The following is a 14023-nucleotide window of genomic DNA, read 5'->3' on the forward strand; positions in this document are numbered from 1 at the left end:
TCCCCCGCCCAATGCCGGGGCCCAGTGCCGATTCGGACTTGTTCGGAGGACGTGACAACATGCCGTCATGTCCTCCGCGCTGACCGATCTTTTCCCCCATCCGATCGTGCAGGCCCCCATGGCGGGCGGCGTCTCCGTGCCGCAGCTCGCCGCTGCCGTGTCCGAGGCCGGTGGGCTGGGGTTTCTCGCCGCCGGGTACAAGACCGCCGACGGGATGTACCAGGAGATCAAGCAGCTGCGGGGGCTGACGGGCCGGCCCTTCGGGGTCAACCTGTTCATGCCGCAGCCCGAGTACGCCGACGCCGCGGCCGTGGACGTATACGCGCATCAGCTCGCCGGTGAGGCCGCCTGGTACGAGACCGAGCTGGGGGACCGGGACAGCGGACGGGACGACGGGTACGACGCCAAGCTGGCCGTGCTGCTCGACAACCCGGTGCCGGTCGTCTCGTTCCACTTCGGGGTGCCGAAGCCCGAAGTGCTGGAGTCCCTGCGCCGCGCCGGAACGGTCACCCTCGTCACCGTCACCACCACGGACGAGGCCCTCGCCGTGCAGCAGGCCGGTGCCGATGCCGTGATCGTGCAGGGAGTGGAGGCCGGCGGCCACCAGGGAACGCATCGCGACAACCCGGAGACGGACCGGTCGGGCATCGGGCTGCTCTCCCTCCTCGCGCAGGTCCGGGAGACCGTGAGCCTGCCCATCGTCGCCGCCGGCGGCATCATGCGGGGCAGCCAGATCGCCGCCGTCCTCGCGGCCGGGGCCAGTGCCGCCCAGCTCGGCACCGCCTTCCTCGCCACCCAGGAATCCGGCGCCAACGCCCTGCACAAGCAGGCGCTGACCAACCCCCTGTTCGTACGGACCGAGTTGACGCGCGCGTTCTCCGGTCGGCCCGCCCGCGGCCTGGTCAACCGCTTCATGCGCGAGCACGGGCCGTACGCCCCCGCCGCCTACCCCGAGATCCACCACCTGACCTCCCCCCTGCGCAAGAAGGCCGCCGCGTCCGGTGACGCGCAGGGCATGGCCCTGTGGGCGGGGCAGGGGCACCGGATGGCACGCGAACTGCCCGCCGGGCAGCTGGTGGAGGTGCTGGCCGCCGAGCTGGACGCCGCGGCGACAGCGTTGTCGGCGGCGCCCAAGGGGGGTGCGGTCGGATGACGGCGCCGGTGTTCGTCGTCGAGTCGCTGGAGCGGGGCAGCCTCTCCGGCGGCGAGTACGTTCTCGACGGTCCCGAGGGGCGGCACGCCGTCTCGGTGAAGCGGCTGCGGGCCGGTGAGGAGGTCGTCCTCACCGACGGGCTCGGGCGCTGGGCCGAGGGTGTCGTCAAGGCGGCCGAGGGCAAGGACCGGCTGGTCGTCAGCGTGGGTGCGGTGGCCGAGGAGCCGGTGGTGCAGCCTAGTATCACCGTCGTCCAGGCCCTCCCCAAGGGCGACCGCGGTGAGCTGGCCGTCGAGACCATGACCGAGACCGGCGTCGACGCGATCGTGCCGTGGGCGGCCGCCCGGTGCATCACGCAGTGGAAGGGCGAGCGCGGCGCGAAGGCCCTCGGGAAGTGGCGGGCCACCGCCCGCGAGGCCGGCAAGCAGTCGCGCCGGGTGCGCTTCCCGGAAATCGCGGAGGCGGCCACGACCAAGCAGGTCGCGGCGCTGCTCGCCGACGCCGACTTCGCCGCCGTACTGCACGAGGAGCGCGACTACGGCAGTGAGCCGCTCGCGACGGCCGAACTGCCCGCCGAGGGCGAGATCGTGCTCGTCGTCGGCCCCGAGGGCGGCGTGGCCCCCGAGGAACTCGCCCTCTTCGAGGAGGCGGGCGCGAAGGCGTACCGTCTGGGCCGTACCGTCCTGCGCACCTCCACCGCCGGAACCGCGGCGACGGCACTGCTCCTCGGCCGAACCGGCCGCTGGGCCTGACCAGGAGGGACGTCCGCCGTGGAACTCGCCCAAGTACGGCTCCTGGTCGGCGACTTCGCCGCCTGCTACCGCTTCTACGCCGATGTCCTCGGCCTCAAGCCGCAGTCGGGCGCGGCGAACGGGCCCTACGAGAAGTTCAGCCCCGCCACCGGTTCGGCGGGCATCGCCCTCCAGGACCGGGCGATGATGGCCGAGGTCCTGGGCGAAATCGGCGACGAGGCCAGGGGCCATCGGTCACTGGTGGTCCTGCGCGTCGACGATCTGGACACCTACTGCGCACAGATCGCCGAACGCGGCGCCACCCTCCTCCACGACCCCACCCCGCTGACCGACCGCATGCGCGTCGCCCACCTCAAGGACCCGGAGGGGAACCTGGTGGAACTTCAGGAATGGCTGCTGCTGCGCACCTGAGGCCGGGCGCCTCCCGCCGTGAACTGCGCGAGCAGGGAGTGGCCGTATGCGCTCTACCGCGGCGGCCGGGACAGTGGCAGGCTGCGGTCCCATGGGGGCATTCAGGAGGGTTCGGTCCCGCCTCGACCGGCGTGCCGGGCGTCATGCGCGGGTCGCTGCCGTGGCAGGGCTCGCGGTCGTCGCCGTCGGCTCGGTGGTCGGCTGTGATCCGGGTGGGCTGAGCTCGGCGACCGTGGCGTTCACGACCGATCAGACCGTGACCGAGGAGCTGGAGCGGCAGAAGGCCGACGTGCAATGGCTCAACTGCACGGGCTCGTACGACGACAGCGGCAAGGGCAGCTCGCCGAGTGCCGGTGAGAACACCGTCGTCAAGGTCGACTGCGAGGGCGAGACCAAGGACGGCAAGGACATCGTCGTCACCGGCCGGATCACCCGGGCCGTCAGCGGTTCCTGTGTGCGCGGGGACCTCGTCGCCAAGATCGACGGCAAGGAGTGGTTCCACGTGAACGGGCTGGGCGACTGCGACGCCACGCCCTCGCCCGTCAACCCGTCCGGGGGCGGACAGCAGCCCGGCCCCACGGTCACGGTGACGGTCACCAAGACGGTCTACTGCAAGCAGCACCCGAACTGCTGGCCGGAGGGCAAGTGACCGCCTCCCGGCGGGAGTTGGGGCAAGTGATCCAAAGCCCTGTTCGCGGGCGCCGCGCTTGCCTAGGGTGATCGGGTGACACAGTCCGCGACGCCTGCTCCGACTTCGGCCACCGCCCCCTCGCCGTCGTATCTGCGGTATCCGCATCTGCACGGCGACCTCGTCGCCTTCACCGCCGAGGACGACGTATGGCTCGCCCCCCTCGACGGCGGCCGGGCCTGGCGGGTCAGCGCCGACAACGTGCCGGTCTCCCTGCCGCGCATCTCGCCAGACGGTACGACCGTCGCCTGGACCTCCACCCGCGACGGCGCGCCCGAGGTGCACATCGCGCCGGTCGACGGCGGCCCCTCCAGGCGCCTCACCCACTGGGGCAGCGGGCAGACCAGGGTGCGCGGCTGGACGCCCGACGGTCAGGTCCTCGCGATCAGCACCCAGGGCCAGGCGGGCAGCCGCCGCACCTGGGCCCACACGGTCCCGCTCGACGGCGGACCGGCCACCACCCTGCCGTACGGGCCCGTCGCCGATGTCGTCCACGGGCCTCGGCTGCTGCTCGCGTCCGCGCCCATGGGGCTGGAGGCGGCCCGATGGAAGCGCTACCGGGGCGGTACGGCGGGGAAGTTGTGGATCGAGCACGAGGGTGACGGGGACTTCGTACGGCTGCATGAGGAGCTGGACGGGAACATCGAGTACCCGATGTGGGTGGGTGAGAGGGTCGCCTTTCTCTCCGACCACGAGGGCGTCGGGGCCGTGTACTCGTCCCTCGCCGACGGGTCCGACCTACGACGTCACACCCCCCTCGACGGCTTCTACGCCCGGCACGCCGCGAGCGACGGCACCCGTGTCGTCCACGCCTCGGCCGGCCAACTGTGGCTCCTGGACGACCTCGACGGCGCCGAGCCGCGCCGGCTCGACATCCGGCTCGGCGGGCAGCGCACCGACCGGCAGCCGTACCGGTTGAACGCCGCCCGCGCGTTCGGGGAGGCGGCGCCCGACCACACCGCGCGCGGCAGCGCGGTCTCCGTGCGGGGTGCCGTGCACTGGGTCACCCACCGCTCCGGCCCCGCCCGTGCGCTCGCCGCCGAGCCGGGGGTACGCGCCCGGCTGCCGCGCACCTTCCGCGCGGAGGGCGAGGAGTGGGTGGTATGGGTGACGGACGCGGAGGGCGACGACGCGCTGGAGTTCGCGCCCGCGACCGGGCTCGCGCCGGGAGCCACCCCGCGCAGGCTCGGCGCCGGGCAGCTGGGCCGCGTCCTGGAACTCGCCATGGCGCCCGACGGGAGCCGCGCCGCGGTCGCCGCGCACGACGGCCGCCTGCTGTTCGTCGAGCGGGAGACCGGCGAGGTGCGCGAGGTGGACCGCAGCGCGGACGGGGACGTCTCCGGGCTGGTCTTCTCGCCCGACTCGGCCTGGCTCGCCTGGTCGCACCCCGGCCCGCGCCCGCTGTCCCAGCTCAAGCTCGCCAACACCACCGACCTGTCGGTGTCCGAGGCGACCCCGCTGCGCTTCCAGGACTACGCGCCGGCGTTCACGCAGGACGGCAAGCACCTGGCGTTCCTGTCGACGCGGGCCTTCGATCCGGTCTACGACGAGCATGTCTTCGACCTCGCGTTCGTGGTCGGCTCCCGCCCGCACCTGATCACCCTCGCCGCGACCACCCCGTCCCCCTTCGGCCCGCAGCGGCACGGCCGCCCCTTCGACGCGCCCGACAAGGACGAGACCCCCGACAGCGAGGGCACCCCGACCACGCGGATCGACCTCGAGGGCCTGGCCGACCGGATCGTGCCGTTCCCGGTCGAGGCCGCCCGCTACAGCACGTTGCGGACCGCCAAGGACGGTGTGCTGTGGCTGCGGCACCCCGTGTGCGGCGCCCTCGGTGCCTCCCGGGCCACGCCCGACGACCCGGAGCCCAAGACCGAGCTGGAGCGCTACGACCTCGTCCAGCGGCGCGTCGAGCATCTCGCCGATGACGCCGACGACTTCGAGGTCAGCGGCGACGGCAAGCGGGTGCTGCTGTGGACGAGCGATCGCTTGAAGGTCGTACCGAGCGACCGGCGGGCCTCCGGCGACGACGACAGCGACACGAACATCACCGTCGACCTGAGCCGCGTACGGCAGCAGGTCGACCCGTCGGCCGAGTGGCGGCAGATGTTCGAGGAGACCGGCCGCATCATGCGGGACCACTTCTGGCGGCCGGACATGAGCGGGGTGGACTGGTCCGGGGTGCTGGACCGCTACCGCCCGCTGCTCGACCGGGTGGCCACCCACGACGACCTCATGGACCTGCTGTGGGAGGTGCAGGGCGAGCTCGGCACCTCGCACGCCTACGTCGCCCCGCGCGGCGGGTACGGCAGCGGGGCCCGGCAGGGCCTGCTCGGTGCCGACATCTCCCGCCACGCCGACGGGAGTTGGCGGATTGACCGGATCCTGCCCTCGGAGACCTCCGACCCCGACGCGCGGGCCCCGCTGGCCGCGCCCGGGGTCGCCGTGCGTGCCGGGGACGCGATCGCGGCGGTGGCCGGCGCGCCGGTGGACCCGGTGACCGGGCCCGGCCCGCTGCTCGTCGGCACGGCGGGCAAGGCGGTGGAGCTGACGATCTCGCCGGCCGGGGGCGGAGACGTACGGCATGCGGTCGTGGTCCCGATCGCGGACGAGCAGCCCCTGCGGTACCACGCGTGGGTGGCGGACCGGCGGGCGTACGTCCACGAGAAGTCCGGCGGCAGACTGGGCTACCTCCATGTGCCGGACATGCAGGCGCCCGGGTGGGCCCAGATCCACCGTGACCTGCGCGTCGAGGTGGCACGCGAAGGGCTCGTCGTGGACGTGCGGGAGAACGGCGGCGGGCACACCTCGCAGCTCGTCGTCGAGAAGCTGGCCCGGCGGATCGTGGGCTGGGAACTGCCGCGCGGGATGCGGCCGTACAGCTATCCGGCGGACGCCCCGCGCGGCCCTGTCGTGGCGGTGGCGAACGAGTTCTCCGGCTCCGACGGCGACATCGTGAACGCGGCCATCAAGGCACTGGGGCTCGGCCCGGTGGTGGGCACGCGGACGTGGGGCGGCGTCATCGGGATCGACAGCCGCTACCGCCTGGTCGACGGCACGCTGATCACCCAGCCGAAGTACGCCATCTGGCTGGAGGGCTACGGCTGGGACGTGGAGAACCACGGCGTCGACCCGGACGTGGAGGTGCTCCAGCGCCCGCAGGACTGGGCGGCGGGGCGGGACGCCCAGCTGGACGAGGCGATCCGGATCGCGCTGGCGGGGCTGGAGGAACGGCCCGCGAAGACACCGCCGGCGCTGCCGACCTGAGAAGCTGTGTCAGATTCGCCGATCAGTGACGTTCTGTAGCGGCCGCTGCCAACGGGCAACCCACGCTTCCGCCCCCACAGCCTTCCAGCAGCGGCTCTGGGTTTCTGGGCGCTCTGTCCGCCAAGGTTTGGGAGGAAGCCGCCGATCAGCTGGACCTCCGCCGGCAGCGACTGGGGTTCGGGGCCCTCGTGGAGCCAACCTTTAGCTGAACTTGTAGCGGCGAGGGACCAGTCGTGTCCTTCGATGGGCGCCGCGACGGAGACACCCGGTGCACGTGTGCCTCTTGCTGCTGAGCGGGTGGTTCGCAGCGAATGAACGAATCTTCGAGAGGGAAAGCGATGGGCGGCAGGAGTCTGACCCAAACTGAGGCCGAGGGGCGGGCGAGCCTGCTGACGGTCGAGCGGTATGACGTTGCCGTGGACCTTTCGGAGTTGATGACCGGTTCGCGGGTCCGGTGCGCGTCGACGATCACTTTTACCTGTCACCGGCCCGGGGCCGAGACCTTTGTCGATTGTGCGGCGATGGTCGAGAGCGCCACGCTCAACGGGGTCGTGTTGCGGTCGGCTGTTGAGGGCCGGATCGCGCTGACCGATCTTGCCGAGCGCAACGTCCTCACGGTGGTTTCGGTGACGGAGTGCTCGGCCGATGGCCGGGGCGTGCACAAGGCGGTCGATCCCGCTGACGGCGAGACGTATGTCTACACCGACTTCAGTCCCGACTACGCCCGGTACGTGTTGGCCTGCTTCGATCAGCCGGACCTCAAGGCGCCGTGGGCGTTCACCGTGACCGCTCCTGCCGGCTGGCGGGTGTTGAGCAACAGCGGTGACCCGCAGATCGAAGACCTCGGCTCGGTGCGACGCTGGACCTTCCCGCCGACGCCGCCGCTGGCGGCGTACAACACCGTGATCAATGCGGGCCCGTACTACGAATTGCGTCGTAGCGGAGCTGGTCATGATCTCGGGCTCTTCGCCCGGCAGTCGCTGGCTTCGATGCTGGACCGGGACGCCGACGAACTGTTCACCCTGACCACCCAGGGGCTCGAGTTCTTCGCCGGCAAGTTCGGCATGCCGTTTCCGCAGCACAAGTACGACCAGGTCTTCACGCCCGAGTTCCCCGGCGCGATGGAGAACTTCGGCTGCGTCACTTGGATGGACTGGTTCCTGCGCAGGAGCACGCCGACCAGGGCGGAGTGGGACATCTTCGCGCGGTACCTGTTGCACGAGCTCGCGCATATGTGGTTCGGCAACATCGTCACGATGCGCTGGTGGGACGACCTGTGGCTGAATGAGGCGTTCGCGGAGTTCGCGAGCAATTGGGCCGCGGTGAGCGTGACGGCGTACACCGATGCCTGGACGGCGCATCTGGCCGGCGAGAAACTCAAAGCCTATTTCATGGACCAGGGACCGACGACGCACCCGATCCGCCAGCAGGTCCGCGACGTCTCCGAGGCCGCAGCGACGTTCGACGCCATCACCTACCCCAAGGGCGCGTCAGTGCTGCACCAGCTGATGACGTATGTCGGCGAGGCAAAGTTCTCCGCGGGTCTGACCAGCTACTTCGCCACGCATGCCTGGGGCAGCACCACGCTGGAGGACCTGATCGATGCGGTCGCCGACGCCAGCGGACGTGACCTGGACCAGTGGCGTGCGGGATGGCTGGAAACAGCGGGCACCGACCGGCTGACTCTTGACCACGACGGAGATGAGTTTGCCCTGGTCGCTCAGGGTCCGGGTGGCCAGCCGCGCCCGCATGTGCTTGCCGTCGGCGCCTACGAGCGTTCAGGGGACCGCCTTGAGCGGATGGCACTCGTCGGAGTCGAGGTAGCGGGCGAACGGACCCGGCTCGACCTTCCAGTAGGAGCCGACCTGTATCTGGTCAACGATGAAGACCTGACCTTCGCCTCGACGAGACCTGACGCCGCGACCAGGGACGCGTTCTTCCGCAACGCCGCCCGCCTGCCCACTGCGACCGCGCGGGGTGTCGCTGTCACTACGGCCTGGGACATGCTGATCAACGGCGAAGCGACAGCCGCCGAAGCTGTGCAGTGCCTGACCGGAGTGCTGGCTGTCGAGACGTCCGCGTCGGTGATCGAGCCGTATCTCAACCTGGCTGTCGAGGCCGCAGATCTGTGGAGCCCGGAGTCGGAGCGGGACGAGTTGCTGCGGGCAGTGGCTGCGGCGTGCCGCAGTCTCTCCGGCGTCGGCGCCTACCGCAAAGCGGCGTTGCGTGGCTTCGCTCGCACTGCGGCCGAGGTGGAGGAGGTTGCGTGGCTCCAGACCGAGGCTGGGGAGGACATTGATCTCCAGTGGCGAGCACTGGTTCGCAAGGCTCAGCTCGGAAGCCCGAACGCAGCCGAGGCTCAGGCTCTGCTCGACCGCGACCCGGATCCCGACGCATGGATCAGCAGGCTCCAGGTCCGCGCTGCGACCCCGGACGCGGCAGAGAAGAAAGCGGTGTGGCAGACGCTGGTGACGGACCGCGCGGTGCCTATCGCTTCGGTCCACTCAGTTGCGGCCCTGTTCTGGAGCGCCGGCCAGGACGGCTTGCTGAGGCCCCACGCGGAGGCCTACCTCGATCTCGTGCCAACCATCCACCACAGCGGAACCGTGCAGGCGAGGACCTACACCAGAAGCCTCTTCCCGCTGTTCGGTATCGACCTGACCTTCGTACGACGAGCGGAAGACCTGGCGGCACGGGCTGTCCCGGTCGTCCGTACGAACCTCCTGGACCAGGCCGACCGGATGCGCCGCATACTGCACTCCCGCGGCTGAAGGCTTTCCAGCCCGGTCCACAGCTCGATCTGCAATTCCTCGATGCTGGTGAGAAGCCATACCACAGTCGGTGATTTGTGACGCTCTGTAGGTGAGTTCATCACCGGGTCGGGCCCGCCGGGGTCACAGCCCCGTCCCCACCCATTCACGGCTGGATCTGACACAGCTTCTGAGGCAGGCGGTGCCGGCGGGCCGTCGGCGCTCAGCGGAGCACGGCCGCCAGCAGGTCGGTGCCGAGGGCTGTCAGGCCGGGCAGGTTGAGGGTGTAGCGGATGTAGCGACCGTGCCGCCGGGCGGTGAGCAGGCCCGCGCGGCGCAGGACGGCGAGGTGGCGGGAGACCTCCGGGGACGACAGTTCCCAGGTGTGGGCCAGCTCGCCGGTGGTGTGGGGGCCGCGGGCCAGGGTACGCAGCAGTCGCAGCCGTACCGGATGCGCGAGTGCCTCCAGCCGCAGGGTGACCGTCTCCAGCGACACCGGCTGCTCCGACGGACTCGGCTCGGCCACGGGGTACTGCACCACCGGCTGCCAGCCCGGCGCGTGGACCGCCACCAGGTGCGGTCGGCCGAAGACACTGGGGATGAAGGTGACCCCGGCGCCGTGGGCCGAGGTCGCCTTGTCCTGCAGCTTGTCCACGACTATGCAGTCGCCCTCCGGTGACAGGGTGACCGCCCCGGAGACCGATGCGAGGGCCGCCCCGACGCCCTGGCGCCTCAGCAGGTCGTTCTTCAGGCGCAGGTCGCCGGCGAGCTGCACGGCGACGTCCGCCCAGGCGGCGTCGAAGAAGGCCTCGGCGCACTGCTCCAGGGTGTCGCGCACCCGCGCCCGCACACCGGCCGGGTCCGCGAGCAGCCGCTGCGCGAACGCCTCCTGCCGCGGGCCACGCGCCTGTGCCAGCTCCAGGGCCCGCTCGCGCGCCGTCGCGTCGGTCAGGGGCGACGGCGCCGCGAAGCGCACCCGGTTGCCGCCGCACGTGGTCACGAGCGCGGCCGTCACATACGTCTCGTCGTCGATCCGGTCCACGTTGTCCAACTCCTCGGCGAGGGTCGGACGGGGCCGGGCGGGGATCAGGAAGTCGGCCTGTGAGGAACGCCAGAGGAACTCCGCCTCCCGGAGCCGCTCGGCCAGCTCGGGCCGCAGCCCGGCCCGGACGTCCGAGGCCCAGTCGGCGAGCTGCGGATGATGCCCGGGTTCGGCCAGCACGTGCAGCATCGCGGTCAGCTCGGCCAGCGGGGACGCGGCGAACCGCAGCCGCTCGGACGGCAGTCCGCCGATGTCGATCCTCAACGTCACCGCATCATCATCACGGACCGGTCAGCATCGCCGACAAGGCGGCCCGCGCCGGCGTCGGTTGACGGTGTTCGTCAACCGGCGCAGCCGGCCCGGCGTGGCGTCCGCACCGTTGGCGCCATGGCAACCACCGTCAAGATCCGGCCCCGCGTCCTCGTCCGTGCCTCCGGAGGTCCCCGCTACGCCGTCGCCCTGGTCGTGGACGCGCTCGGCACCGGCCTGCTGCGGCCCTTCCTGCTGCTCTACGGAGTCACGGTGCTGAGGCTGTCCGCGCCGGCCACCGGCATCGCCATGACGGCCGGCGTCGTCGTGGGCCTGGTGTGCATGCCCGCGGTGGGCCGATGGCTGGACCGGGGCGCGCGCAGCACGGTCGTCGCGGCGTCGATGCTGGTGCGGGTGCTGGGCGTGGTGCTTCTGCTCGCCACCCCGGCGGGGCACGTCTGGCTGTTCGCGACGGCGGCGCTCTTCCTCGGCATCGGCAACCAGGCATGGCCGGCCGCCCACGCGGCTCTCGTCGCCACCGTCGCCCACGGCCGGGAACGCGATGCCGCCCTCGCGGCGGGCCGAGCCCTGCGCAACGCCGGCCTGGGCGTCGGCGCGCTGCTCGCCACCGTGGCCCTGACGGGCGGCGCCACCGCGTTGCAGGCGCTGGCAGCCGTCACCGGGCTCGCCTATCTCACCGCGGCGGCCCTTGCCTGGTCGGTGCACCTCCACGCGCATCCGGCCGCCACCCCGGCCAAGGGCAGGGACGACGAGCCCGCGCCCCGGATGCGCGCGCTGCTGGCCGCCAACGTCATCTACGTCTTCTGCCTCAACGTCCCCGAAATCGCGCTGCCCTTGATCCTGGTGACGCAGTTGCAGGCATCCCCGGTGTGGTCGGCGGCCATCTTCGTGGCCAACACCGTGCTGGTGGTCACCCTGCAGGTGCCGGTCACCGTCCTGCTGTCCCGCTACTCCCGGCGGACCGTGCTCGCCCTGGCCGGGGTGGTGCTCACCGCGTCCTACCTCGGCTTCCTCGCGGCCACCTCAGTGGGGGACGGCTGGGGTGCCCCGGCCGTCGCCGCGGTGTCCGTCGTCTGCACGATCGGCGAGATCATCTACGCCGGCAGCGCCACCGCGCTGGTCACCGCCCTCGCTCCGGTCCATGTCCTGGGGCGTTCCCTCGCCCGTTTCGAGCTCTCCACGGGCTTCGGCCTGGCCGTCTCCCCGGCCGTCATCACCGCGCTCGCCCCTCACGGCCCGACCGCCCTCTGGGGCAGCCTCGCCGCCGCGACGCTGCTGTCCTCCTGCGCCGTCGTCACCGAGAAGCAACTCCGGTGACCGGAAACCGATCACCCGAGGCCGACGACGATACGATGCCCCCCGTAAAGGACGCGCCCAACTCCCGGAGGGAACCCTCATGGCAGGCGAGCCGCAGGACGACTGTCTGTTCTGCAAGATTGTCGAGGGACACGTCCCGGCGACGATCGTCCGGGAGACGGAGACGACCGTCGCGTTCCGGGACATCAACCCCCAGGCGCCCACCCACGTCCTGGTCATCCCCAAGGCGCACTACAAGGACGCCGCCGCCCTCGCCACCGCCGAACCGGACCTCGTCGCGGACGTCCTGCGGGAGGCCGGCGCAGTCGCCGACGAGGAAAAGCTCGAGAGCTACCGGATCGTCTTCAACACCGGCGCCGGCGCCGGTCAGACCGTCTGGCACGCCCACGCCCACGTCCTGGGCGGCCGCGGCATGCAGTGGCCCCCCGGATAGGTCGCAGCTGCCGTGTCCGTACGTGAATTGGTGGTCCTCGGCACCGCGAGCCAGGTCCCCACCCGGCACCGGAACCACAACGGGTACCTGCTGCGGTGGGACGGACAGGGAATCCTGTTCGATCCCGGCGAGGGCACGCAGCGGCAGATGCTGCGTGCCGGAGTGGCCGCGCACGACCTGAACCGGATCTGCATCACCCACTTCCACGGGGACCACTCGCTGGGACTGGCCGGGGTCATCCAGCGGATCAACCTCGACAAGGTTCCGCATCCCGTCACCGCCCACTACCCGCGTTCCGGGCAGCGCTTCTTCGACCGGCTGCGGTACGCCACCGCCTACCGCGAGACCGTCGACATCGCCGAGGCCCCGATCAGCGAGGACGGCGTCATCGCCGCCACCGGCGGCCACAATCTGGAGGCCGCGCGGCTCTCGCACCCCGTCGAGTCGTACGGCTACCGCCTCGTCGAGCCCGACGGCCGCCGCATGCTGCCCGAACGGCTCGCCGCGCACGGCATCAAGGGGCCGGACGTCGGACGGATCCAGCGGGAAGGGGTGCTGGACGGGGTCTCGCTCGACGACGTCAGTGAGGTCCGGCGCGGGCAGCGGTTCGCCTTCGTCATGGACACGCGGCTGTGTGACGGCGTGTACTCCCTCGCCGAAGGCTGCGACATGCTCGTCATCGAGTCCACCTTCCTGGACGAGGACGTGCAACTCGCCGTCGAGCACGGTCATCTGACCGCCGGCCAGGCCGCTCGGGTCGCGCTCGACTGCGGCGTACGGCATCTCGTGCTCACCCACTTCAGCCAGCGCTACGCCGAGCCGGACGAGTTCGAGCGGCAGGCGCGGGCCGCCGGGTTCGAGGGGGAGCTGACCGTCGCGCACGACCTGCTGCGGGTGCCACTTCCGAAACGGCGGTAGCACCGCCGTACGATGCTTCGATGCCCCTCCCCAAAGCAGAACTGCACCTCCACATCGAAGGCACCCTCGAACCCGAGCTCGCCTTCGAGCTGGCCGCACGCAATGGCGTCGAGCTGCCGTACCTGGACACCGACGAGATCCGCAAGGCCTATCAGTTCGAGGACCTCCAGTCCTTTCTGAACCTGTACTACGAGCTCATGGCCGTCCTGCGCACCGAGCGGGACTTCGAGGACCTGGCGAACGCCTACCTCGCCCGCGCCGCCGCGCAGGGCGTGCGGCATGCGGAGATCTTCTTCGACCCGCAGGCGCACACCAAGCGGGGCCTGGAGCTGGGCACGGTCGTCGAGGGGCTGTCGCGGGCGCTGGGGAGCAGCGAGGCGAACCACGGGGTCTCCACCCGGCTGATCATGTGCTTCCTGCGCGACGACTCCGCCGAGTCGGCCATGGACACGCTCCGGGCCGCCGAGCCGTATCTCGACCGGATCACCGGCGTCGGCCTCGACTCGGCCGAGGTCGGCCACCCGCCGGTGAAGTTCCGCGAGGTCTACGAGGCCGCCGCCGCGCTCGGTCTGCGGCGTGTCGCGCACGCCGGCGAGGAAGGCCCGCCCGCCTACATCACCGAGGCCCTTGACGTCCTCGGTGTCGAGCGCGTCGACCACGGGCTGCGGTGCATGGAGGACCCGGCACTGGTCGAGCGGCTGGTGCGGGAGCGGGTGCCGCTGACGTTGTGTCCGCTGTCGAACGTACGGCTGCGCACCGTCGACGTCCTCGCCGACCACCCGCTGCCCGCCATGCTCGACGCCGGGCTCCACTGCACGGTCAACTCCGACGACCCGGCCTACTTCGGGGGGTACGCCGGCGACAACTTCGACGCCGTACGTCAGACCCTCGGCCTCACCGACGAGCGGCTCCGGGAGCTCGCCCGCAACTCGTTCCTCGCCTCCTTCCTGGAGGACGACGAGGAGCTGCGGGCGCGGTACCTGGCCGAGGTCGAGGCCTACGAGTTCGGGTAGCCGGCGAGG

The 14023-nt window shown here is 71.3% G+C and carries 11 protein-coding genes; 10 read left to right on the forward strand and 1 reads right to left on the reverse strand.

The window, feature by feature from the left end; genetic code table 11:
• The first annotated feature begins 67 nt into the window (after positions 1–67).
• The 6 genes from ACWGDB_RS09970 to pepN all read left to right on the forward strand — a co-directional run bounded on the left by ACWGDB_RS09970 (position 68) and on the right by pepN (position 9042).
• Complete coding sequence (locus ACWGDB_RS09970; RefSeq protein ID WP_453821986.1) at positions 68–1153, forward strand: nitronate monooxygenase; 1086 nt, start codon at positions 68–70, stop codon at positions 1151–1153.
• Entirely contained in the window at positions 1150–1905 is a 756-nt protein-coding gene (locus tag ACWGDB_RS09975) for a 16S rRNA (uracil(1498)-N(3))-methyltransferase (protein ID WP_453821987.1), read from the forward strand. The genes ACWGDB_RS09970 and ACWGDB_RS09975 overlap by 4 nt, the downstream gene beginning before the upstream one ends.
• Before the next feature lie 18 nt (positions 1906–1923).
• Positions 1924–2316, forward strand: coding sequence for a VOC family protein (locus ACWGDB_RS09980; protein ID WP_453821988.1), 393 nt, complete (start codon positions 1924–1926; stop codon positions 2314–2316).
• Between the two features lie 91 nt (positions 2317–2407).
• A complete protein-coding gene (locus tag ACWGDB_RS09985; RefSeq protein ID WP_453821989.1) occupies positions 2408–2965 on the forward strand; it encodes a hypothetical protein in 558 nt (185 codons plus the stop codon).
• 75 nt (positions 2966–3040) lie between these two features.
• Positions 3041–6271, forward strand: a complete 3231-nt coding sequence (locus tag ACWGDB_RS09990) for a S41 family peptidase (RefSeq protein WP_453821990.1) — start codon at positions 3041–3043, stop codon at positions 6269–6271.
• Between the two features lie 338 nt (positions 6272–6609).
• A complete protein-coding gene (gene pepN, locus ACWGDB_RS09995) occupies positions 6610–9042 on the forward strand; it encodes an aminopeptidase N (RefSeq protein WP_453821991.1) in 2433 nt (810 codons plus the stop codon).
• Positions 9043–9244: 202 nt separating this feature from the next.
• Here the strand turns inward: pepN and ACWGDB_RS10000 are convergent, their stop codons facing one another.
• Positions 9245–10333 carry a DUF5937 family protein gene (locus tag ACWGDB_RS10000; RefSeq protein ID WP_453821992.1) on the reverse strand — a complete coding sequence of 363 codons (1089 nt, stop codon included), beginning with the start codon at positions 10331–10333 and terminating at the stop codon, positions 9245–9247.
• 117 nt (positions 10334–10450) lie between these two features.
• Between ACWGDB_RS10000 and ACWGDB_RS10005 the strand changes: the two genes are divergently transcribed.
• From ACWGDB_RS10005 to ACWGDB_RS10020, 4 genes are all read left to right on the forward strand, one after another.
• Positions 10451–11650, forward strand: a complete 1200-nt coding sequence (locus ACWGDB_RS10005) for an MFS transporter (RefSeq protein WP_453821993.1) — start codon at positions 10451–10453, stop codon at positions 11648–11650.
• A 79-nt stretch (positions 11651–11729) separates the two neighbouring features.
• Positions 11730–12083 (forward strand): histidine triad nucleotide-binding protein, encoded by a 354-nt coding sequence (locus ACWGDB_RS10010; protein ID WP_453821994.1) that lies wholly within the window; start codon positions 11730–11732, stop codon positions 12081–12083.
• Positions 12084–12095: 12 nt separating this feature from the next.
• Positions 12096–13001 (forward strand): ribonuclease Z, encoded by a 906-nt coding sequence (locus ACWGDB_RS10015; RefSeq protein ID WP_453821995.1) that lies wholly within the window; start codon positions 12096–12098, stop codon positions 12999–13001.
• Positions 13002–13021: 20 nt separating this feature from the next.
• The gene (locus ACWGDB_RS10020; protein ID WP_383611019.1) at positions 13022–14014 is read left to right on the forward strand and encodes an adenosine deaminase; all 993 of its coding nucleotides are present in this window, start codon (positions 13022–13024) and stop codon (positions 14012–14014) included.
• Positions 14015–14023 lie beyond the last annotated feature (9 nt).

Source organism: Streptomyces sp. NPDC055013 (genome assembly GCF_053608645.1).

Coding starts and splice junctions, on each gene's coding strand:
- ACWGDB_RS09970 (WP_453821986.1), top strand. CDS start 68: ATGTCCTCCGCGCTGACCGATCTTTTCCCCCATCCGATCGTGCAGGCC.
- ACWGDB_RS09975 (WP_453821987.1), top strand. CDS start 1,150: ATGACGGCGCCGGTGTTCGTCGTCGAGTCGCTGGAGCGGGGCAGCCTC.
- ACWGDB_RS09985 (WP_453821989.1), top strand. CDS start 2,408: ATGGGGGCATTCAGGAGGGTTCGGTCCCGCCTCGACCGGCGTGCCGGG.
- pepN (WP_453821991.1), top strand. CDS start 6,610: ATGGGCGGCAGGAGTCTGACCCAAACTGAGGCCGAGGGGCGGGCGAGC.
- ACWGDB_RS10005 (WP_453821993.1), top strand. CDS start 10,451: ATGGCAACCACCGTCAAGATCCGGCCCCGCGTCCTCGTCCGTGCCTCC.
- ACWGDB_RS10010 (WP_453821994.1), top strand. CDS start 11,730: ATGGCAGGCGAGCCGCAGGACGACTGTCTGTTCTGCAAGATTGTCGAG.
- ACWGDB_RS10020 (WP_383611019.1), top strand. CDS start 13,022: ATGCCCCTCCCCAAAGCAGAACTGCACCTCCACATCGAAGGCACCCTC.